General features: G+C 57.8%; 16 protein-coding genes, 2 tRNA genes and 1 pseudogene. 9 read left to right on the forward strand and 10 right to left on the reverse strand.

Annotated elements, in window-relative coordinates; translation table 11 throughout:
- Positions 1-11: 11 nt before the first annotated feature.
- The 3 genes from AC2FFE_RS07170 (at position 12) to AC2FFE_RS07180 (ending at position 3,842) form a co-directional block, all read left to right on the forward strand.
- On the forward strand, positions 12-1,835 hold the full coding sequence (locus AC2FFE_RS07170) for a DUF294 nucleotidyltransferase-like domain-containing protein (RefSeq protein ID WP_496846285.1): 1,824 nt from the start codon (positions 12-14) through the stop codon (positions 1,833-1,835).
- Between the two features lie 73 nt (positions 1,836-1,908).
- Complete coding sequence (locus tag AC2FFE_RS07175) at positions 1,909-2,427, forward strand: hypothetical protein (RefSeq protein WP_496846286.1); 519 nt, start codon at positions 1,909-1,911, stop codon at positions 2,425-2,427.
- 2 nt (positions 2,428-2,429) lie between these two features.
- Positions 2,430-3,842, forward strand: a complete 1,413-nt coding sequence (locus AC2FFE_RS07180) for a 3'-5' exonuclease (RefSeq protein ID WP_496846287.1) — start codon at positions 2,430-2,432, stop codon at positions 3,840-3,842.
- A gap of 55 nt (positions 3,843-3,897) precedes the next feature.
- On the opposite strand, the gene AC2FFE_RS07185 is transcribed toward AC2FFE_RS07180, so the two are convergent.
- Entirely contained in the window at positions 3,898-5,217 is a 1,320-nt protein-coding gene (locus tag AC2FFE_RS07185; RefSeq protein ID WP_496846288.1) for an ATP-binding protein, read from the reverse strand.
- A gap of 44 nt (positions 5,218-5,261) precedes the next feature.
- Here AC2FFE_RS07185 and AC2FFE_RS07190 point away from each other — a divergent pair, with 44 nt between their 5' ends.
- Both AC2FFE_RS07190 and AC2FFE_RS07195 read left to right on the forward strand, forming a co-directional pair.
- Positions 5,262-6,176, forward strand: coding sequence for an MBL fold metallo-hydrolase (locus AC2FFE_RS07190; RefSeq protein WP_496846289.1), 915 nt, complete (start codon positions 5,262-5,264; stop codon positions 6,174-6,176).
- A 76-nt stretch (positions 6,177-6,252) separates the two neighbouring features.
- Positions 6,253-6,327: transfer RNA gene (locus tag AC2FFE_RS07195), tRNA-Asn, on the forward strand.
- A 232-nt stretch (positions 6,328-6,559) separates the two neighbouring features.
- Here the strand turns inward: AC2FFE_RS07195 and AC2FFE_RS07200 are convergent.
- A complete protein-coding gene (locus AC2FFE_RS07200; RefSeq protein WP_496817736.1) occupies positions 6,560-7,162 on the reverse strand; it encodes a hypothetical protein in 603 nt (200 codons plus the stop codon).
- Between the two features lie 361 nt (positions 7,163-7,523).
- Between AC2FFE_RS07200 and AC2FFE_RS07205 the strand changes: the two genes are divergently transcribed.
- Positions 7,524-7,598, forward strand: a tRNA-Asn gene (locus tag AC2FFE_RS07205).
- Positions 7,599-7,619: 21 nt separating this feature from the next.
- On the opposite strand, the pseudogene AC2FFE_RS07210 reads toward AC2FFE_RS07205, so the two are convergent.
- The 4 genes and pseudogenes from AC2FFE_RS07210 to zwf all read right to left on the reverse strand — a co-directional run bounded on the left by AC2FFE_RS07210 (position 7,620) and on the right by zwf (position 13,152).
- Positions 7,620-9,238: pseudogene (locus tag AC2FFE_RS07210) on the reverse strand (long-chain-fatty-acid--CoA ligase).
- 178 nt (positions 9,239-9,416) lie between these two features.
- Positions 9,417-11,024, reverse strand: a complete 1,608-nt coding sequence (pgi, locus tag AC2FFE_RS07215) for a glucose-6-phosphate isomerase (protein WP_496846290.1) — start codon at positions 11,022-11,024, stop codon at positions 9,417-9,419.
- A 5-nt stretch (positions 11,025-11,029) separates the two neighbouring features.
- Complete coding sequence (pgl, locus tag AC2FFE_RS07220; RefSeq protein ID WP_496846291.1) at positions 11,030-11,701, reverse strand: 6-phosphogluconolactonase; 672 nt, start codon at positions 11,699-11,701, stop codon at positions 11,030-11,032.
- Positions 11,698-13,152 carry a glucose-6-phosphate dehydrogenase gene (gene zwf, locus AC2FFE_RS07225; RefSeq protein WP_496817617.1) on the reverse strand — a complete coding sequence of 485 codons (1,455 nt, stop codon included), beginning with the start codon at positions 13,150-13,152 and terminating at the stop codon, positions 11,698-11,700. Before zwf ends, pgl begins: the two co-directional genes overlap by 4 nt.
- A gap of 175 nt (positions 13,153-13,327) precedes the next feature.
- Between zwf and AC2FFE_RS07230 the strand changes: the two genes are divergently transcribed.
- Positions 13,328-14,281 carry a radical SAM protein gene (locus tag AC2FFE_RS07230; protein ID WP_496846292.1) on the forward strand — a complete coding sequence of 318 codons (954 nt, stop codon included), beginning with the start codon at positions 13,328-13,330 and terminating at the stop codon, positions 14,279-14,281.
- Here AC2FFE_RS07230 and AC2FFE_RS07235 read toward each other — a convergent pair.
- Positions 14,278-14,547 carry an usg protein gene (locus AC2FFE_RS07235; protein WP_496817614.1) on the reverse strand — a complete coding sequence of 90 codons (270 nt, stop codon included), beginning with the start codon at positions 14,545-14,547 and terminating at the stop codon, positions 14,278-14,280. The genes AC2FFE_RS07230 and AC2FFE_RS07235 overlap by 4 nt on opposite strands.
- A gap of 194 nt (positions 14,548-14,741) precedes the next feature.
- Here AC2FFE_RS07235 and gyrA point away from each other — a divergent pair, with 194 nt between their 5' ends.
- Positions 14,742-17,468, forward strand: coding sequence for a DNA gyrase subunit A (gene gyrA, locus AC2FFE_RS07240; RefSeq protein ID WP_496846293.1), 2,727 nt, complete (start codon positions 14,742-14,744; stop codon positions 17,466-17,468).
- A gap of 131 nt (positions 17,469-17,599) precedes the next feature.
- Positions 17,600-18,262 (forward strand): PAQR family membrane homeostasis protein TrhA, encoded by a 663-nt coding sequence (trhA, locus tag AC2FFE_RS07245; protein WP_496817612.1) that lies wholly within the window; start codon positions 17,600-17,602, stop codon positions 18,260-18,262.
- Here the strand turns inward: trhA and AC2FFE_RS07250 are convergent.
- The 3 genes from AC2FFE_RS07250 to ctaA all read right to left on the reverse strand — a co-directional run bounded on the left by AC2FFE_RS07250 (position 18,259) and on the right by ctaA (position 22,223).
- The gene (locus tag AC2FFE_RS07250) at positions 18,259-19,515 is read right to left on the reverse strand and encodes a DsbA family protein (RefSeq protein ID WP_496846294.1); all 1,257 of its coding nucleotides are present in this window, start codon (positions 19,513-19,515) and stop codon (positions 18,259-18,261) included. The genes trhA and AC2FFE_RS07250 overlap by 4 nt on opposite strands.
- Before the next feature lie 88 nt (positions 19,516-19,603).
- Positions 19,604-21,073 (reverse strand): carboxypeptidase M32, encoded by a 1,470-nt coding sequence (locus AC2FFE_RS07255; RefSeq protein ID WP_496846295.1) that lies wholly within the window; start codon positions 21,071-21,073, stop codon positions 19,604-19,606.
- Positions 21,074-21,077: 4 nt separating this feature from the next.
- Positions 21,078-22,223: a heme A synthase gene (ctaA, locus tag AC2FFE_RS07260; RefSeq protein ID WP_496846296.1), complete on the reverse strand. Its 1,146-nt coding sequence runs from the start codon at positions 22,221-22,223 to the stop codon at positions 21,078-21,080.
- Between the last annotated feature and the right edge of the window lie 45 nt (positions 22,224-22,268).

Here is a 22,268-nt window from a genome sequence, read left to right on the forward strand (position 1 = left end):
TGAGCGTTCTGATGACCCTGTCCCAATCGCAGATCACCCGGTTTCTGAAATCCGTCCATCCCTATGACGCGTTGGCCGAGGACGTGCTGGAAGATATTGCGCGCCGGGCGGACATTCAGGATGTGGACGCGGATGCGCAGCTTTATGATCTGGGGCACACCCTGCCCGGCGTGTTTCTAATCTACGAAGGGCTGGTTGAGATCACGGATGAAAACGGTGCCGTTGTCTCGCAACTCGGATTGCGCAATTCCTTCGGCGAACGGGGCTTGCTGCGCAATGGCAAAGCCGCGACACGTGCAACCGCGCAACGCGCATCCATCCTGATCATCCTGCCGCCCGATCTGGTACAGGATCTGGTCACCTCGCATGAGATCGTATCCCGGTTTTTCAACCGGACCCGTGGGGATCGTTCCGGCCCGCAGAGCCTGGCCACCAGTGCCATCGACGTTCTGATGGCCCGTGATCCCGCGACCTGCCTACCCGATACCCCCGTCCCCGAGGCCGCGCGCCTGATGCGCGACAAGAAGATTTCATCCCTTTGCGTGACAGATGCCGAGGCGTTGTTGGGGATCGCAACCCTGCGCGATATCTCAGGCAAATACGTGGCGGATGCACTGCCCCCGGACACTCCGATTTCGGAGATCATGACCTCAAACCCCATTACGCTTTCCCCCACGGATATCGGGTCTGATGTGCTGCATATCATGATGGAGCGTGGGATCGGTCATATTCCCATTTGTAATGCGGGTCAGTTGGTCGGAATTGTGACGCAAACCGACCTGACCCATTATCAAGCGGTGAGCTCGGCTGAGTTGGTGCGCAGAATTGCCCATGCCGGTTCCCCCGCTGAAATGGCAACCGTTACGGCCGAGATATCGCAATTGCTGGTCCAGCTTGTGGCCGCAGGAAACCGGCACGAGATCGTGACGCGTCTGATTACCGATATCGCTGATACCGCCACACGACGCTTGCTCGCGCTGGCCGAGGATAAGCTAGGCCCACCGCCTGTTCCCTATCTGTGGCTGGCCTGTGGCTCGCAAGGTCGGCAGGAACAGACAGGCGTATCCGATCAGGACAATTGCCTGATGCTGGACGACAGTGTCACCGACGACGACATGCCTTACTTTCAATCTCTGGCCAAATTCGTCTCGGACGGGTTGGATGTCTGCGGGTATTTCTATTGCCCCGGCGACATGATGGCGACCAATCCGCGTTGGTGCCAGCCTCTGCGGGTCTGGCGCGAGTATTTCAACGGCTGGATCGCTAAACCCAACCCTGAGGCGCAGATGCTGGCCTCAGTCATGTTTGACCTGCGTCCCATCGGCGGCACGTTTGATCTGTTTGCCGATCTTCAGGCAAACACGCTGAAAGCGGCCAGTTCGAATTCGATCTTTGTGGCCCACATGATCGCAAACTCGCTGAAGCACACCCCACCTTTGGGGCTGTTTCGCGGGTTTGCCACTGTTCGGTCAGGAGAACATCGCAACACATTGGATCTAAAACATAATGGCGTGGTGCCTGTGGTTGATCTGGGCCGCATCTACGCCCTGCAAGGGCAGTTGACCGAAGCCAATACCCGCGCGCGGCTGAAAGCGGCTGAGGCGGCTGGCGTGCTCAGCCCCTCGGGTGCACGGGACCTTTTGGATGCCTATGACCTGATCGCTGAAACCCGCCTGGAACATCAGGTTCGAAGGGTCAAATCAGGCACGGGCCCGGATAATTACCTGCCCCCCTCGGATCTATCGGATTTCGAGCGCAGCCATCTGCGCGACGCCTTTGTGGTGATTAAGACAATGCAATCTGCGGTTGGTCATGGCAAAGGGATGCTGGGCTAGGATCTGTTGACGCTCTGGTAAAGCAAATGAATTGAAGAAGGGGCCGTCTGCGCCCCGAAAGTGGAGGAAACAGATGTTTCTGGAATTGATCGGCACAATATTCGCAGGCTTCGCCTTTGCCGGGGTCGTGATGGTGCTGAACAAGGTAACCGGTGGCCTGTTGCCCCGATGGGCAACCCCGGTTGCGGCAGGTTTGGGTATGATCGGGATGACCATTGCCAGCGAGTATTCGTGGTATGACCGCACCCGCGACACGCTGCCTGACAGTCTGACGGTGATTCAAGAGGTTGAAAGCCGCGCAATCTACCGCCCATGGACCTATGCGGTGCCCTTTGTCGATCGCTTTGCCGCCATCGACACGGTCTCGCTGCGGACCAATGATCAAGTGCCGGATCAACGCCTGGTCGACCTGTATTTCTTTGGCCGCTGGGCGCCGCGTTCGATGGTTCCTGTTGCGGTTGACTGCACTCAGAACCGGCGCGCCAATCTGGCCGATGGGGCCGAGTTCGGGGCTGACGGACAACTGGTAAACGCCGATTGGTTCACAGCTGGTAGCAGTGACCCAATCATTGAGGCCACCTGCGGAGTGTAATCATGCTGACCCGCCTCAGCCTTCGACTTAGGATTTTCCTGTTCTTCTGTTTGCTTGCCTTAGGCGGGCTCTTGGTGACGGCTTTGGCTTTGGGGCTCAGCTATACCCGCGCAGGCCAGCCAGAACTTCTGGATGCATTCGTTTTCTCTGGACTTCTGATCGGGTTTGGCCTGCTGGCACTGGTCGCAGGGATTTGGCTGCTGTTTGACGACAATATCGCAAAACCGATTGAGCGCATTTCGGCACAGCTTCGCGCCCGTGCCCATGCCGGCGTTAGCACGGACATGGATATGCAGGCCGCGCGCTACCTTGGCGATCTGGCCCCCGCAGCCGCGGGGCTTGCCGATCAATTGTCGGATAAGACGTTGAATATAGCCGAGGCTGTGGCGACCGAAACCGCTGCTTTGGCCACGGAAAAAGAACGCCTGACCGCTTTGCTCACCGAAATTCCGGTGGCCATGCTGCTGGCAAGTCCGACGCACAAGATCGTACTTTATGATGCGCAGGCGGCTGAGGTTCTGGCCCAGATTGCGCATCCGCGCCTGAATGCTTCTCTGTTTGAGTATCTCAAATCAGACTCGCTGGAGGCCGCGTTTAAACGCCTGACAAAAACCGGGCTGGATGTGGATTGCACCTTGCACAGCGTCGACGACAAGCAAAGCTATCAGGCGCGGATGAAACCCTTGGGTGATGCGCCGGGATATATGCTTATCTTCGACGATAGCGCGGCCCGCATTGCACCGGATTCGGCACGCCCGCTGGTCTATGATTTCGATCTGCTGACAAGCGCGGCAGAGGAAGCATTTGAAACCCGGAACCTGACGGATTTGTGCTTTGTCGTATTCGATACGGAAACAACCGGCCTGCTGCCCCACAAGGATGAGATCGTTCAAATCGGCGCGGTGCGCGTCATCAAGGGTCGGATCGTTGCGGGTGAACAGCTGGATATGCTGGTCGATCCGGGCATTCCAATCCCAGCGGCTTCGACCAAAGTGCACAAGGTCAGCGACCACATGGTTCAGGGCGCACCAGATATTGGTCAGGCGGGGCGGATATTCCACCAATTCGCGCAGGATGCGGTGATCGTCGCCCATAACGCTCCGTTTGACATGGCTTTTCTTCGCCGTCATGCGCAGCGTATGGGCGTTGAATGGGACCACCCCATTCTGGATACCGTCCTGATGTCAGCAGTTCTGTTTGGCGCCAGTGAGACGCACACGCTGGACGCCCTATGCGAAAGGCTGGACATCACCATTCCTGACGCTTTGCGTCATACGGCATTGGGGGATGCGGTGGCGACGGCAGATGCATTGGTCAAGATGCTGCCGATGCTTGAGGCGCGCGGGATGACCACCTTCGGCGCGGTAATTTCAGAGACCCGCAAACATGGACGGCTGCTGGAAGATTTGAACTGAGTTCGAGACAGCGCTCTAACAATCGATTCTTGGGCGCGTGTATTTCTTAGGCCCCCTATCGTCCGATTATGATATCGGCACACAAACCGCCCAATCGCTCGCTTTGAGCCAGCCGCAGAACGCCGCCATGTGCCCGCGCCACATCCGCAACAATTGCCAAACCCAGCCCGACTCCGCTGCCTTGATTCTGGTTGCGGGCCGGATCAAGGCGCGAGAACGGCTTTACCGCCTCGGTACGTCGATCCGCGGGAATGCCCGGCCCATCGTCTTCAACCCGGATTCGCAAGGATTTTGGGGTGATCGACAGGCTCACATCGGCACGGCTGCCATAGCGCACCGCGTTGCTGATCAGGTTCTCAACCGCCCGCCTCATGGCCATCGGACGCAGCATGACGGTGCCCTGCCCGTCGACCTCGACCAATACGGCCGCATGGCCCGCCCGTTTGGCATCTTCAACGATCTGGTGCACAAGGATTTCGATGTCGACCTCTTCCGGCGCACCTTCGGCTGCCCCGCGCGAGAAGTCCAGAAAGGCATCCAACAGAGACTGCATCTCGGTCACGTCCTGCTGCATCGGTGCGGCCTCATCTTCAGGCAGCATCGACAAGCCCAGCTTGAGCCGGGTCAAAGGCGTTCGCAGATCATGGCTGACACCAGAAAGCATCATTGTTCGCTGTTCGATCTGCCGTTCGATCCGAGCGCGCATGTCCAGAAAGGCATTGCCTGCTGCGCGCACCTCAATCGCTCCTCCGGGTGTGTAGTCGACCACCCGCCCCCGCCCAAAGGCCTCGGCAGCCTTGGACAGCCGCGTGATCGGACGCAGCTGATTGCGCATATAAAGAAACGATATCGAAGTCATCACGATGGCGAAAAACACCATTGTCACGATCAACTGGTGCGGGGCAGTAGGCGCAAGCCGCCTGCGGTCGAACACAAGTTCCAGTGTGCCCAAGGACGTGTCCATGTAGAGCCGCACGTCCGGTCCGTTGGGTAAAGCCACCGCCTCAAGATCAGGCAGCAGAGCATGCAAATCCTCCTCAATCTGCGGGGCGATGAAATCATACCAGCGCCCGGTGCCGATATCCGGCGCTTCGTTGAGATCGAGGAACCTAACGCTCATCTCAAGCGCGGCCAGATCGGGGCGCGCAGCAGCCATCGCCTGTTGCTGGGTCTCAACGCCCTCCATCGCACCGGTCACCAGATTGACCTCGCGCGCAGCAGCACGGACCATTTGCGCTGTCACGTCCTCAAGATGTCGCTGCAGAAAAGCATTTCCAACAACCAGCAGCAGGACGATCACCGGCAAAACCAGAATCAACGCCGCCCGGGCGTAAAGGCTGCGTGGCAGATAAGGTTTGAGCCATTGCGAAGACATGCGCTAAACCTAGCGGGCTGCCCGGGCAAGAGGAAGAGGACAGAATGCAGGTGCCAGATGATTTCGACCCGCCCACAGGGATCGCGGCAGAATTGCAACCGGGACTAAGGCGTATTCTGGCCCCCAACCCCTCGCCCATGACCTATCGTGGGACCAATACCTATCTTCTGGGCGAACGCGACATAGCTGTTATCGACCCCGGCCCGCTTTCGGACTCGCATCTGGAAGCGATACTGGATGCATTGCAACCCGGTCAAAAAATCAGCCATATCTTCGTGACCCACAGCCATCTGGATCATTCACCGCTGGCCGCCCCTTTGGCGGCACGTACCGGAGCGCGGATCTATGCATTCGGAGGCCCCGAAGCCGGCCGCAGCGATGTCATGTCCGAACTCGCACGAAACGGTCTGGCTGGCGGCGGCGAAGGGATTGATCTGGCGTTTCGCCCGGATGTTGAGGTCACCGATGGTGAAGTGATCGAAAGCGATGGCTGGCAACTTGAGGTGATCCATACACCGGGGCATCTGGGTAATCACATTGCGCTGGCCTGGGGTCAGACCTGTTTCACAGCAGATCATGTGATGGGCTGGGCCAGTTCGCTGGTCTCTCCTCCGGATGGAGATCTGACGGATTTCATGTCCGCCAGCTATCGCCTGCAAGAGCGCAGTTGGTCTGTGTTTCATGCCGGTCATGGCGCACCTATCACCGACCCGCCCGGGCGGTTGGCGTGGTTGATTCAACACAGGCTCGGCCGTGAAGCTCAAATCCTGTCGGCGCTGGAAGACCGCCCCGGCACCGCCCGGCAATTGGCCCAGCGCATCTACACGGAAACACCCAAAGCGCTGCTGCCCGCAGCAGAGCGGAATGTCTTTGCTCATCTGGTTGACCTGGTTGGAAAATCCAATGCAACGCACGAAGGAGTACTATCGGCCGAGGCCGTCTTTTACCGGCAGGCATAGGCGCAAAGTTTTTTCCCAAAACGCGCGCTTCCCCACTGGACGGCAAAAATCGGGGTTGGTATATGGCGCAAACCGTTCCGGCGTAGCTCAGCGGTAGAGCAGTTGACTGTTAATCAATTTGTCGTAGGTTCGATCCCTACCGCCGGAGCCAAAGATTTCAAGGACTTAGCGGTTGCCCGCTAGGTCCTTTTTCTTTGCGAGTACCGGGTCAGTACCGCAAACCATGCCATTTGATCCCGGTCTTGTCGCTCGTCGGCGACCAAAAGGACTATCGCGAGTCTCTGTTTGGTTGCCGCGTTTCTATATCGCCAGATCGCCAGACGTACAAAACGCCGATTGGGTGTCTATGACTTGCCTAACTCAAACGCCGTTCGGCGGTCATTTTAAGGAAGCGTCAAAAGGCGGATAATACGAACCAACCGATCCGCTGGTATTTGCATAGGCTCAACTTTGAAGATTGCCATACGGCCAACAAGAACCGGCTTCTTCAGAAACTCTTCGGTCGCCTGCAGACGTGGCCGATCACCGTAGTCATCAATTAAAAGTGTCACTGGTCGGGTGATATTGAAAGCCGTTGCCAAGGCGCAGCCAACGCGAAATCTACCATCGACAAGCACGACGTCCGGGTGCTTAAACCCTTCGCTTTGCCAAACTGACAAAGGGTATCGGGGGTATCGTCCTGATTTGTCCTGATTTACCGGGAAGCCCCACTTCTTTGTATCACCTATATCCACCCAAGAGATGTTAACTTCGCTGCCAGTGCTAGGAGGGTTCTCACGAAACCAACGCCGCATTTTACGCGCCCAAATTCGATCACTCTCGACACTAAAAACCGTTTTGTCTTTCATCTCGGCAGCCAGAACGGTGGAACCACCAGACCCGTATTCAAGAATGACAGAGGCGGCCTCATAATGCTCGCGCAGAACGTTCTGCGCCTCTTCAGGCATTGTAAGAACAGGTTTTTCTAGTACGGATGTCTTCAACACACTCTCCAGGTCCAAAGTGCAGTTTCCCCCAACCTTTGTCGAATGTCGCGATGAATACCAAATGTAATCCAGCGATACCACTTATCTTCTCATCCACACGACCAAGTGGCAACGACATCTCATGTCATAACATTTCTTCGACCTAGCTTGGCTGCGTCGGAGGCAGAATACTAAAGAAGAACAGCGCCCAAATCACAATTTACGCATTAAACCGCTCTTGATTTCCATTTGGCTCAAGGTCGTTGGTTTCGGTTTAGCAAGCCCCTCAAAAGGTCTCACGAGCGCCCGCTTTCTTTTTTGGAAAAAACTTACAACTCACTCTGGACGGGGCGAAATCTGGTTGCTATACGGCGCGAACCGTTCCGGCGTAGCTCAGCGGTAGAGCAGTTGACTGTTAATCAATTGGTCGTAGGTTCGATCCCTACCGCCGGAGCCATTCTTCCCCAGTATCGCAGGATCAGTCGGTCATGGCTGTTTCGAAATCGGCACGCAGGTTCCGTTTCAGCACTTTACCCGTGGCGTTCAGGGGCAAAGCCTCAACAAAAACAACTTTATCCGGGATTTGCCATTTCGCGATCTTGCCCTCGAAGAAAGCCAGCAATTCCTCTTCACTGGGGTCCTGCCCCTCGGCCTTGACCGCCACCAGCAAGGGCCGTTCATCCCATTTTGGATGCGGGACACCCACAACAGCGGCGGTGGCAAGCTTGGGATGAGCCACGGCGATGTTTTCCAGCTCGACCGAGCTGATCCATTCGCCGCCTGATTTGATGATGTCCTTGGACTGTCTCGAATCGTCATGTACCCATCCGGGTCCAGTGTTGCCACATCTCCGGTGGCAAACCAGCCATTCTGCAACAGCGTCTGATCCTGCATCAGGAAGTAGCTGTCCAACACCCATGGGCCACGTACCAGCAGATCGCCCTGGGTGACACCATCATGAGGCAGTTCCTTTCCATCATCATCGACGATTTTCAGCTCAACCCCGTAAGGCGGTCGCCCCTGACTTTCGCGCAGCTTATGTTGTTGATCGATTGGCAGATCCCGGTGTTTGGCCATCGGTGTATTTGCCGTGCCCAGAGGGCTCATCTCGCTCATGCCCCAGGCGTGAACCGTATCGACACCGTAAGTGTCGCGGAAGGTTTCGATCATCGACGGTGGACAGGCCGCACCACCAATCACGGTGCGTTCCAGACTGGTCAATTCGCTGCCAGATTGAGCTGCCTGCGCCAGCAATCCCTGCCAAATCGTCGGGACCCCCATGGCTAGTGTCACGCCATAGGTGTCGATCAGTTTGACCAGAGACGCGCCATCCAAGCCCGGCCCCGGCAGAACCATTCTGGATCCTGACATCGCGCAGGCATAGGGAGAGCCCCAGGCATTGACATGGAACATCGGTACAACCGGCATCACCACATCCATGGCGGAATAGCCGATCACGTCCCGTGTGTTCGATCCAAAGCTATGCAGCACGGTTGACCGGTGCGAATACAGAACCCCCTTTGGGTTACCTGTGGTGCCCGAGGTATAGCAAAGGCTGGACGCCGTGTTTTCGTCAAAGCTGGGCCAGGCATAGTCTGCATCGCCGGTTTCGATCAGTTCGTCATAGAACGCGACCCCATCAATCTGGGCCAGCGCTTCGTCATTGCGCGGCCCCATCAGGACAAAATGGCGAACCTCTGTCAGCGATGGCTTTAGTGCAGCAACCAATGGAATGAAGGTGGCATCAAAGAACAGAACCCGGTCTTGCGCGTGGTTGATGATATAGGTCAGTTGCTCGGGAAACAGGCGCGGGTTGACCGTGTGGCACACATATCCGGCGCCCGAGGTTCCGTAGTAGATCTCAAGATGGCGGCGGTTGTTCCAAGCCAGCGTACCGATCCGGTCCTGTGGCTCAAGGCCCAGCTTGCCCAGCGCCGAGGCCAGTTTACGCGCATTGGTGGCGACCTCAGACCAACTGGTCTGCGTCACCGTTCCATCCGTTTCAACCGAGTGTATCTCGGTCTGACCGTGATAGCGTTCGGCGTGTTCGATCAGCGACGAGATCAGCAAAGGCTGCGTCATCATCTGTCCCAGCATGGACATCCTCCCCATTTCTCGGCTTAGCCTTTTGCGGCCATGGCCGTGTCATCGACACCTAGGGGCGATGCCCCACGGGTCAATTCCGTTCTCCTCAGAAGGAACCCTGCCAAGCATTCAATTGTCTTACAATATCAGAATGGCTGCCTGCCCTAAGGGCAAGCCACTAGATTTTGCGCTAGTCTCGGTGTTTCAACGCGTAAGCAACCAACGCCGCAGTCGAGCCATCCTTGCCTGTGGCGCTTTCCTCACCATCTACAATGGGACCCAGAGAGGTGGCCAGTTCTTTGCCCAGCTCTACACCCCATTGATCGAAGGAGTTAATGCCCAGCAGAACGCCTTCGACAAAGACGCGATGTTCATAGAGCGCAATGATCTGGCCCAGCACAAAGGGTGTCAGTTTCGGGTAAATCAGTGTGGTCGACGGCCGATTGCCTGCAAACACACGGTGGCGGGCCTGACGGTCCAGTTCTTCCCCTTCAAAGCCTTTCTCGGCCATCAGCGCGCGCGCCTCACCCAACGACCGCCCGCGCATCAGCGCCTCGGACTGGGCCAGACAATTGGCCAGCAACAGGCGGTGATGATGGGCCAGTTCCGGTTCGTGCCCTTCTGCAGCCACCATGAACTCACAGGGGATGACATCCGTGCCCTGATGGATCAGTTGGTAGAACGCGTGCTGACCATTGGTGCCGGGTTCGCCCCAGACAACCGGGCCCGAAGGTATGCTCAGCGACGAGCCATCCATCGCCACGGATTTCCCGTTCGATTCCATCTCAAGCTGTTGGAAATAGGCTGGAAGGCGCAGCAGGCGTTGATCATAGGGCAGAACGGCGCGGCTCGCATAGCCCAGAACCTGACGGTGCCAAATGCCGACAAGGGCCAGCATGACAGGCATGTTCTCGGCCCAGTCGGCTGATCGGAAATGCACATCCATTGCCTGCCCGCCTCGCAAGAACGCATCAAACGCGTTCGTGCCCACGGCGATCATCACCGGCAGCCCGACAGGGCCCCAAACCGAATAGCGCCCGCCGACCCAATCGGCAAAGCCAAAGACGCGGTCCGCCGGGATGCCAAACTCCTGCGTCTTGTCCAAGGCGCTGGACACGGCTGCAAACTGTTTGGCCGGGTCGCCCCCGCCATCGCTCATCCATGCCCGCGCGGTGCGTGCGTTGGTCATGGTCTCAATGGTCGTAAAGGTCTTGGAGGCGACGATGATCAACGTCCGCGTCGGATCAAGCTGCCGCAGCGTATCCGCGACATGCGCCCCATCCACATTCGAGACATAATGGACGCGCGGTCCGTCATGATAGGGCGACAGAGCATGGGTCGCCATCACCGGCCCCAGATCAGATCCCCCGATGCCGATATTCACCACATCCGTAAAGCTACCGCCTATCCCGGCAATGGCACCTCCGCGAATTTCTTCGGCAAAGACACGCATGCGCTGCAAGGTCGCCAGTACATCAGGCATGACGTCTTGCCCATCGACCTGCACAGCGTCGCCATCCAGATTTCGCAAAGCGGTGTGCAGAACAGCGCGCCCTTCGGTTTCGTTGATCTTTTCGCCCGCAAACATGGCACCGCGCCGCTCGGCCAGGTTGGCGTCCTGGCACAGTCGGATCAGGCCGTCACGCGTATCAGCATCGATGCGGGTCTTCGAGTAGTCAAAAACCATATCCCCCGCTGAGGCCGAGAAATTTTGCGCCCTGTCCGGGTCTGCCGCAAACAAATCCACGATGCGGTCGGTCTGCGCAGTGGCCAGCGCTTTGAGATTGTTCAGGTCCATCACACTCACTCCGCCCAATGTACGGTCATACCACTCAGAACCGCCGCGATTGGCGCCTCTTCCGGTGGCAGCGCCATGGCACGCTCCAATGCATCGCGCTTGGCCGCCCCGAAGATGATCAGGTGTTTTGACAAGGCCCCGTCCAGAACCGGGCCCGTCAATGTAATACGCGGCTCGGGCTGAACCTGTGTGCGAGCCACGGCGAGCGTGGGGGCATGGCTGTCGAGCGCCGCCTCCAGCCCCTCCATCCCAGGAAACAGGGATGCCGTGTGCATGTCTTCCCCCATGCCCAGTACCAGAACGGACAGCGGCAGAACCGGCGCGATCAGAGATTCGATTTCCGGCAACGCCGCTTCAGGCGCGGCCCCCGGAACATAAAGCGGGATGTATGTTGCGCCCGATGCACGATTGGTCAGCAATCGCTGGCGGATCAGGCGTTCATTTGAACGCTCGCTGTCAGCGGGAACGCAGCGTTCATCGGTGGGCATGACCCGCACACGTTCCCATTCCAGATCAGCCGCGCAGAGAACATCGAACACCGGGCCCGGAGTTGTCCCCCCCGGAACCGCCAGCGCGATGGTTTCATTGTGCAACAACGCGGCTTCAAGCTCTCCGGCAAGCATATTAGCGACATCAATGGCCAACATATCCCGATCGGCATAATCTTGAATCTTCATGGCTTTATTCCTTGCCAGCGGCGACCATCACGTTTCATCAGCAGCTCGGCGTCGCCGGGGCCTGTGCTGCCGCTGTCATAGGGTTTGGGCACATCACCGCGCGCCTGCCAGCCGGCGATGACCGGGTCGGTCCAGGCCCATGCGGCCTCGACCTCATCCCCGCGCATGAACAGGGTTTGGTTGCCACGGATCACATCCATCACCAGACGCTCATAAGCATCAGGGGGATCCTGGTTTTCAGGCCCCAGCGCATCGGCAAAACTCATATCCAGCGGCACGTCGATCAGGCGCATACCGCCCGGCCCTGGTTCCTTGATCGTCACTTTCAGCGTGATGCCTTCATTCGGCTGCAACCGGATCGACAGGGCATTTGCGTGCCGTCCAGCAGCCTCACCAAAGATCGAATGCGGCGCATCTTTGAACTGAACGTTGATGACCGAAGATCGCGCGACCAGCCGTTTGCCTGTCCGCAGGTAGAACGGAGTGCCCGCCCACCGCCAATTGCTGACATGCGCTTTTAAAGCGATATAGCTTTCGGTGGTTGAACGTGGGTTGTCCACAACCTCTCGATAGCCCGGCCCACCCTCGCCCGCTGCAAACTGACCACGCACGATGTGATGCGGCTCGACCGGATCAAGCGCGCGAATGACTTTCAGCTTTTCATCGCGCACCGCGTCGGGGTCGAACTTGGCAGGCGGTTCCATGGCAATCAAACAGAGCAGTTGCATCAGATGATTCTGCACCATATCGCGCATGGCACCCGCACGTTCGTAATACTCCTCGCGCCCATCTACACCGACCGTTTCGGCAACGGTGATCTGGATGTGGTCAACGTATTGACTGTTCCAGAGCGGCTCGAACAGCATATTGCCAAAGCGCACGGCCATCAGGTTCTGGACCGTTTCTTTGCCCAGATAGTGATCGATCCGGTAAATCTGTCCTTCGTCAAAATGCGCTGCCAAGGTTGCATTCAGGCCGCGGGCACTGTCGAGATCATGGCCAAACGGTTTCTCGACCACGATACGCGTCTGGTCTGACACCATACCATGCGACCGGATCTGCTCGGCCAGAGGCCCAAAAAGGCGTGGACCAACCGAGAAATAGAACGCCCGTATGCGGTCCTTGGTCAGCCGTCCAGCCAGATCTAACCATCCGTGCCCGGACATTGCATCCAACACGACATAGTCGATCCGTTGCAGGAACCCACTCAGCGCTTCGATGTTTTGGGCCCGTCTCGGCGCGTCTCGTCGCAACGAGTCAGCCACGATATCTCTGAAATCAATTGGAGACAGATCGGATCGCGCAGCACCAATAATCTGTGCGTCTTCTGGCCATTGACCTGCACAAAACCGGCGAAACAGGGCTGGCAAAATCTTGCGCTGCGCCAAATCACCAGTAGCGCCGAAAATGACCAGATCAAATGGGTCAACAGGTATGACACGAGAAACCATGGCTTGTCCTTATCCTGCCCCCATCGACATGTCCAATGTTAGCGCAATCATTTTCGTGCCTTTTAGCGGAAAAACTCTCGTTCATCAAAACTCTGTCAGAACGCCACCAGACCCTTACCATCAGGACAACAAACAGATAAATCAGTCAAACGACTTCAAAGGACCGGATGCGGGAATGAAAGACAACGCCCCTCAGCTTGCCAATATCGGCAAGTTTCAAGACAGATTGGTGACGGCAGACGGGCAAACCCGCGCGTCAGTTGCCCTGACAAACCCGCAGACCCTGTGGTTCAATACCGGTACGCTGTGCAATATCGAATGCGCGAACTGCTATATCGAAAGCAGCCCCACCAATGATGCGCTGGTCTATATCACGGCTGCCGAAGTCACCGACTATCTGGATCAGATTAAACAGCGCAACTGGCCTGTTAAAGAGATTGCGTTCACCGGCGGTGAGCCCTTCATGAACCCCGAGATGATCGAGATCACCCGCGCCGCACTGGACCGTGGGTACGAGGTCTTGATTCTGACCAATGCGATGCTGCCCATGATGCGACGCAAGATGCGCGAAGGTCTGCTAAAGCTTCATCGCGATTTTAATGACCAACTGACCTTGCGCATTTCAGTCGATCACTATCGTCCTGAACTACATGACGAAGAACGCGGCAAAGGCAGCTTTGCCAAAACGTTGACAGGGATGGAATGGCTGCGCGATCACGGCTTTAACATGGCCGTGGCAGGGCGCACCGTCTGGGGTGACTGCGATGCCGACAGCCGCGCAGGCTATGCCGCTTTTTTCGACGCGCACGGATTTGATATCGATGCAAACAACCCCGCGCAGACCGTTCTGTTCCCGGAAATGGACGAAACAGCTGAGGTTCCGGAAATCACCACCGCCTGCTGGGGCATTCTGAACAAATCCCCCGACGCGGTCATGTGTGCCAGCGCGCGCATGGTAGTGAAACGCAAAGGCGCCGCGCGTCCGGCCGTTCTGGCCTGCACCTTGCTGCCCTACTCACCTGAGTTCGAACTTGGCGAGACACTGGCCGAGGCCGAGGCAGATGTGCATTTGAATCACCCCCACTGCGCAAAGTTCTGCGTCTTGGGCGGGGCCAGCTGTTCGGGCTAGTTCACCCGAAACTCTCCAACCATATTGCGCCATTCCCCGGGTGCAATCATCTTGCGATGGGTGAATTTGACCGAATGCAGCGGCCCATCAATCTCGCGCTGCCAGAAGTCTATGAATTCAAACAGTTTGGGGTGGTCGGGAGCAAGATCGTATTCCTGCCAGATAAAGGTATTCAATACGTGGATGTAGTCAGGCATGTGATAGAAAAACTCTGCCGTCGTCAGCCCATATCCTTTCAGCATCAATTCTGTTTCGCGCTGCTCCATTCAGACCTCCGGTTTCATGAAAGGTCTCTTCAGCATAACACGCAAAGGGGCTAATTCTTGATTAACAATGTGTTACGCGAGTGTTACTGGTGTTTTTTTGCATTCGGAATTGTTGCTTGCTTGCACCTTATATGCTGTGTCTGATAGGGTGAATCCACAAGATATAGACCCAGAACAATAAACGGGCAGTTTACGTGAGCGATACGCCAGAAATTCCTGAAAACATGGACGAAAACCCGCCTGAGCGCCCTGTCTATGACGGCCCGACGGTCTCCATCGAATCCGAGATGCGCACATCCTATCTGGACTATGCCATGTCGGTCATCGTCTCCCGCGCGATCCCCGATCTGCGTGATGGGTTGAAACCGGTGCACCGCCGCATCCTGTATGCGATGCACGAAACCGGCAATACCCACGACAAATCTTATCGCAAATCGGCCCGTCCTGTGGGCGATGTGATGGGTAAATACCACCCGCACGGCGACAGCGCGATCTATGACGCGTTGGTGCGGATGGCGCAGGATTTCTCGATGTCGCTGCCCTTGCTGGATGGACAGGGCAACTTTGGTTCGATGGACGGCGATAACCCGGCGGCCATGCGCTATACCGAGGTACGCATGGACAAGCCCGCAGCATCCCTGCTGGCCGATATCGAAAAAGAGACGGTTGATTTTCAGGATAACTATGACGGTAAGGACCGGGAACCAACCGTCCTGCCCGCCCGCTTCCCGAACATGCTGGTCAATGGTGCCGGTGGTATTGCGGTGGGCATGGCGACGAACATTCCGCCGCATAACTTGGGAGAAGTGGTCGACGCCACATTGGCGCTGATCGACGATCCCGATCTGACATCCGAACAACTTATCGAATATGTGCCCGGCCCCGATTTCCCGACCGGCGGCGTGATGCTGGGACGGTCCGGCGCGCGCAAGGCCTATCTGGAAGGCCGCGGAAGCGTCATCATCCGCGCCAAAACCCGGGTCGAAGAAATCCGTAGGGATCGCTACGCCATTGTCGTGGATGAAATCCCCTATCAGGTGAACAAGGCCTCGATGATCGAAAAGATCGCCGAAGCGGTGCGTGAGAAACGCATCGAGGGCGTAGCGCATGTGCAGGATGAATCTGACCGCAACGGCGTGCGGGTTGTCGTGGAACTGAAACGCGATGCGACGCCCGAGGTGGTGCTAAACCAGCTTTATCGCTTTTCACCGATGCAGACTTCGTTCGGTTGCAACATGCTGGCCTTGAATGGTGGACGGCCCGAGCAGTTGACGCTGCGCCGGTTTCTAACGTCGTTCATCGACTTCCGCGAAGACGTTGTCGCCCGCCGTACGGCTTACGACCTGCGCAAAGCGCGTGAACGCAGCCATATCCTGTGTGGCCTGGCCGTTGCGGTCTCGAATGTGGACGAGGTGGTCGCCACCATCCGGTCCTCGGCCGACGCCGCCGAGGCGCGTGAAAAGCTGATGACGCGCCGTTGGCCCGCCTCCGAGATCGAAGACTACCTGCGTTTGATCGACGATCCGCTGTCCAAGATGAACGACGATGGCACCTATAACCTGACCGAGGTTCAGGCCCGCGCCATCCTCGACCTGCGCCTGCAACGCCTGACTCAAATCGGCGTCAAAGAGGTCACGGACGAGTTGGAAGAACTGGCCGGTAAGATCAAGGAATATCTGGAAATTCTGTCCTCACGCGAACGCATCATGAGCATCATCGCAGATGAGCTGCGCAGCGTGCGCGAACAATTCGCCGTGCCACGTCGCACCGAGATCGTCGATTGGTCCGGCGACATGGAAGACGAGGACCTGATCGAACGCGAGGACATGGTCGTGACGGTCACCTCGGGCGGCTACATTAAACGCACGCCGCTGGCCGATTTCCGCGCGCAAAAGCGTGGCGGCAAGGGCCTGTCAGGGATGCAGACCAAGGAAGAGGATGTGGTCACCAACCTCTTCGTGGCGAACACGCATACTCAACTGCTGTTCTTCACCACCGATGGGATGGTCTACAAGCTCAAGACCTGGCGCCTTCCACAATCCAGCCGGACTGGCAAGGGCAAAGCGATTGTCAACATTCTGCCGATCCCAACCGGGGTTTCCATTGCGGCGATCATGCCCGTCGATGTCCCGGATGAAGAATGGGAAAACCTGCAGATCGTCTTCGCCACCAGCGCCGGTGACGTGCGCCGCAACGCGCTGAGTGATTTCACCAATGTCAAACGCAACGGCAAGATCGCCATGGATCTGCCCGAAGATGTCGAACTGGTGAATGCGCGCATCTGCTCCGAAGATGATGACGTCATGCTGGTCACCAATTCGGGCCGCGCGATCCGGTTCCAGACCACCGATGTGCGCGTCTTCAAAGGCCGAAAATCGACCGGTGTGCGCGGCATTAAGCTATCCAATGGTGATCGGGTTGTTTCGATGTCCGTGATCCGTCATTTCGAGGCCACGTCGGACGAACGCGCCGCCTATCTCAAGATGCGCCGCCTGATGGCCGGTGTGACGGATGAGACCGAAAGCGATGAAGACGAAGGCAACGCTGACAGCGTGTTGCCCCAGGAACGCTATGCCGAGATGTCGGCCGCTGAAAACCTGATCCTGACCATCACCACCGGGGGCGCGGGTAAGCTGAGCTCCAGCCATGACTATCCGGTGCGTGGACGCGGCGGCATGGGAGTCGCCGCGATGGATAAGGCGATGCGGGGCGGTGAACTTGTCGCCTCCTTCCCGGTTGAGATCGATGATCAGATCATGCTGGCCACCTCCAAGGGCCAATCAATCCGGGTGCCGGTTGATGGTATTTCCTTCCGTTCGCGCAGCGCAGGTGGCGTGCGTGTGTTCAATACCGGCAAGGGTGAAGAGGTCGTTTCCGTCGCCTGGATCGCTGATCAGGGGGATGAAGAAGTCGAGGAATAACCCTCACATTCCACAACAGAACTGAAACAAAACGTCCGCAATGCGGGCGTTTTGTCGTTTTGGATCACGTTATTGACACTGACGCGATCCATGAACTTGCTCGAAACCCTGCTGCTGCTTAACTTTTTCCTATGTGGTCCTTCGCACATATCCGCCCCGCCTATAGCCGAGCCGAGCGTTTGAGTGACGGGGTGGTCCATATTCTGGGCATATGCGCCGCAGTCATCGGCGTGCCGCTGTTGATCACCATGACCGTGCTTTACCGGTACGACCCGGCGGCGGTTGTTGGCGTTTCGATCTATGGCGTGACACTGATCCTGATGCTCAGCTTGTCCGCTTTGTACAACATGATCGAGAGCGATGATTGGGCCGAGCTTTTGCGCCGCCTTGATCATTCGGGGATTTATATAAAGATTGCAGGCACCTATACGCCGTTCCTATTGTTATCAGGCACACAGGCAACGGGGCTTTTGCTGGGGCTATGGTCCTCGGCCACCTTGGGGTCGGTTCTCAAGATGCTCGACCCAAACCGCTTTCGCTGGTTCGGCCTGGCGCTGTATCTGATGATGGGATGGGCCGCAGTTTGGGCCGGGCAATCCATGCTGGCAGAGCTTGCGCCCAGCGTTCTGGTGCTGATGATCGCCGGAGGGCTGGTGTATACTGCAGGCGTCGCGTTCTACCTGTCTGACTGGATGGCCTATCACAACACGATCTGGCATGTGTTTGTACTGGTGGGCAGTGTCTTGTTTTTCGCCGCCGTCGCCGCGCGGATTCAGTTGCTGCCTGCCCTCTAGCGCACGTGGTTTGCCATCAACAACTCCTCGACCGCCCAAAGCCGATCCTGCCCCCAGAGGCTTTGCCCATCGACGCAAAAGCTGGGAACACCCCACAGGCCAACCTCTTGCAGGCGGTGCTGGTTTGCCTCCACCCGGCTTCGCCAATCCTGCGCATTTAGCAAGGGTCGCGCGATGTTCCACTCCAGACCTGCGCTGGTCACGATCCGCTCCATGCCTCTATCGGTCGCGGCATCCACGCCCTGCGACCAGGCGGAGCGCATGAAGGCCGAACAATATGGCACCAATTTGCATTGATCTTCTGCATAGTCGAACAGCGCATAGCCTCGTTCGACTCCGGCGCCCAACGGATCACAAATCCGGCCAAAAGGGATGCCCAGGCGCCGTGCCTCGCGGGTGCAATCGTTTAGAATGTAGCGCGATTTGGCCTTGGGAACCGGCAATCCACGCATTAGCATGGGCAGCACTGGCTTTAACGTCAGTCGGGCGTTGTGCCGCTTGGCAAGATCAACGACGCGGTCGAAAGCCAGATAGGAATACGGGCTGCGGAACGAGAAGAAGAACTCCAGTTCTTTTTCTCCGCCGGTAAACGCGTGCGCCGAGAGATCAGGAACCGAAATGATCGGAGTCCCTTGACCCAATCCGGCCTGCTGCAACCGCTGTTCCAGATAATGCAGGCGGTCGATCCCCCAATACCATTCGCCGCCATAGAAGAACGTACCGCCCAAATAATGCCCCTTTGACGCCAAGGCTCGATCCCCCGCAGCCATCGCGTGGGAAGGGTCCACGTCCGGTTCATCCGGCAGCGCGCGACCGGTCCAGAGAGAAACAGAAACATCCCTCAATCGAGCAGCCCAATCCTGGGTGCCAAACGCGGCTGCGAACAGACGGTTGGCCTTTCGTATCCTTTCGATGGAGGGCTTCACTGGCGCATTCAACCCCTGTTTCAACGCCAATCGGGTCGCATCGACCAAAGCGTTTTTCTGATGGGCTTCGGGTTCGGGCACGGCCTCGGATGCTGGGCCCGAGATAAGATGCGGACATAGCGTAACCCCATACCGTGCGTGAAACGCGGGCAGGATTTGCGCGGTCAGCGCACAATAAGGATCAGCGGCATCGTGGAAATAATGCACGACATGATCTGCACCACGCAGGCGACGGCGCAAATCATGCGCCCCTCGGCGGGCATTCATGAATTGATCACTTGTGATGGCCGCTGCCAGATAGGATTTCAGATTTGTTTTCAAGGACAAACGGCTCTCCGTCGAGTATGGTGCCGCCTACTCTACCGATCCAGAGATCAAACGCCACGTTGCCGCACGACAACGTGACGGCAACCTGTCAAAGACCGTAGAGCGCCCCGAATTTCTGCTCCAGATAGTCCAGCAACGGACCCGGCCCCGGTTCGATCCCGCTGGCCTGCCGAATGATCTCGCGCGGCGCATAGAGACCGCCGTGACGCTGAACCGTTTCGCGCAGCCATCCGGTTGCCTGCGATGTGTCACCTTCGGCCAGTTGGGCCTCCAGTTCAGGCACCGCCTTCCGCAAGGCTTGATAGAGGCACCCGGCATAGACATTGCCCAAGGAATAAGTTGGGAAATAGCCAAACAGGCCCACCGACCAATGCACATCCTGCAAACATCCGTTCGAAGGCTTGTCTACCGCATAGCCAAAATCAGCCTTAAACCGGTCATTCCACGCGGCCTCAAGATCGCTAACCTGCAAATCCCCGGCCATCAGCGCGCGTTCCAGATCAAAGCGCAGCATAATGTGCAGGTTGTACTGCACCTCATCCGCCTCGGTCCGGATATAGCCATTATGGACGCGGTTGACGGTGGCATAGAACGCATAAGCGTCGGCAATGCCAAAGTCACCAAACGCGTCTTTCATCTGCCTAAACAGCCATCCGGTAAAGGCGTGCGACCGACCCAGCTGATTCTCATAAATCCGGCTTTGGCTTTCATGCACGCCCATGGACACGCCCTGACCCAGCGGCGTCAGCAAATAGTCGCGATCAATCCCTTGTTCATAGGCGGCATGGCCGACCTCATGAATGGTTGAATAGAAGCAATTGAACGGGTCGGTTTCGCTGGTGCGGGTGGTGATCCGCACATCCAGCCCGCTGCCCGAGCTGAACGGATGCACCGCCTTGTCCACACGGCCATTGTTCAGGTCATACCCAAAGGCAACCGCCAGCTTTTGGGTAAGCTGCATCTGAATGCGTTCATCGAAGTGACCGCTCAGTTCTGCGGGCTGTGGGCGTGCAAGCACTGCAGCGCGCAGAGCCACCAGGCGTGGGCGCATTTCATCAAAGATCGCCGCAATCTGGGTGCCGGTTGTGTAGGGCTCGTAGTCCTCGACCATGGCGTCATAGACGTCACGGCCCTGCGCCAGCGCCTCGCCTTCTTGCCGCTTCAGCGCGACCACCTCTTCGAGCACCGGAAGGAAGGCCGAGACATCTTCGTCCGCCCGCGCCTGCGCCCATTTCCCCTGAGCTGCCGAGGTCACCCGGGCAATTGCAGTTGCCAGATCGGCCGGTACTTTGACCGTCCGTTCATAAGCCCGGCGGATCTCGCGCAGCTGCGCCTTGCCTGCCTCATCCTGCGGGGCGGCCTGGTCCAACCAATCCGACACGCGCGGGTCAGACCGGCGGGCATGCAGCACAGCCTCGATCGCGGCCATTTCTTCGGCCCGTTGCGGGGCGGCTCCACGTGGCATCATCGTTTCCTGATCCCACCCCAGCCGCCCTGCGATCTGAGCTAAGGCCGAGGTTTCACGTTGAAAGGCCATCAGGTCATTGAATGCGGTCATAGTATCAAACTCCGCGCACTGAAGTTGCAATTGGATAGGCCGTCAGGAAGCGCGCGCGCAGGATCAGCGTCCAGACGACAACGGCCATGAACTGGTGGAAAATGGCGATTTGCCACGGGGCCGCATAAACGACCGTGACGATGCCGACCACCACCTGCAGCGACAGGGCCGCAAAGGCTGCGTTGAAGGCGAAACGGGTCTGCGGGTGGGCGCTGCCCTGCCCCCGACGCCAGACGATGATGGCGAAGATGAACAGGAGATACCCCGCGCAACGGTGGATGAATTGCACCAGACCGGGGCTTTCGAAGAAGTTGCGCCACATCGGTTCCAGCATAGTCGCATCTGGCGGCAATAGCTGCCCACCGATCAGAGGCCAGTCGGTGTACGACCGTCCAGCGTCGATCCCAGCGACCAACGCACCGATGAGGATCTGCAAAAAGGCGAAATGCAACAAGCCAGTCGAGAGCGAGAACAGTTTCGCCTCTTTCGCGCGGCGGGCCTGCATCAGGTCGCGTTCCTCGCGGCCGAGTTCAAAGATGTACCAAGCAAGGAACCCAAGGATCACGAAGGCCAAGCCGAGATGGGTGGCCAGACGATAGCTGGCAACGGCCGTCATCCCCTCGCCCTGCGTCACGCCCGAGGCAACCATCCACCAGCCGACGGCCCCCTGAACGCCGCCCAAGGCACCCGGGATCAACAGTTTACCCGTCCAACCCGTAGGGATCTTGCGCGCAATCAGGAAGCCAAAGAAACCGATCGCCCAGACCAGCCCGATCACACGGCCCAACTGACGATGGCCCCATTCCCACCAGTAGATGAATTTGAAATCATCCAGCCCCATCCATTGGTTCTGAATGCGCCACTGGTCGATTACTTTGTACTTGTCGAATTCGGATTGCCAGTCGGCCTCGGTCATCGGTGGGATGGCCCCGGTGATCGGACGCCATTCAGTGATCGACAGCCCGCTATCGGTCAGCCGGGTCAGGCCACCCACGGCGATCATCACAACGACCAGAGCGAACAGGATCATCAGCCACGCCCGGATCGCCTTGCGCGCCCCGCCGCGGCCCTTGTCGATCATACCGGGTTGAACGGCTTGTTGTTTTTCGGTGTCTGAGACGTCTTCGAAGATGCTGCGCTTTGCGCTCATGCTGTCCTCATATGTCCTGGATTTCGTCGCAAGCTAGGGCCAGTG

The sequence above is a fragment of the Ruegeria sp. YTSA168 genome (assembly GCF_059610045.1).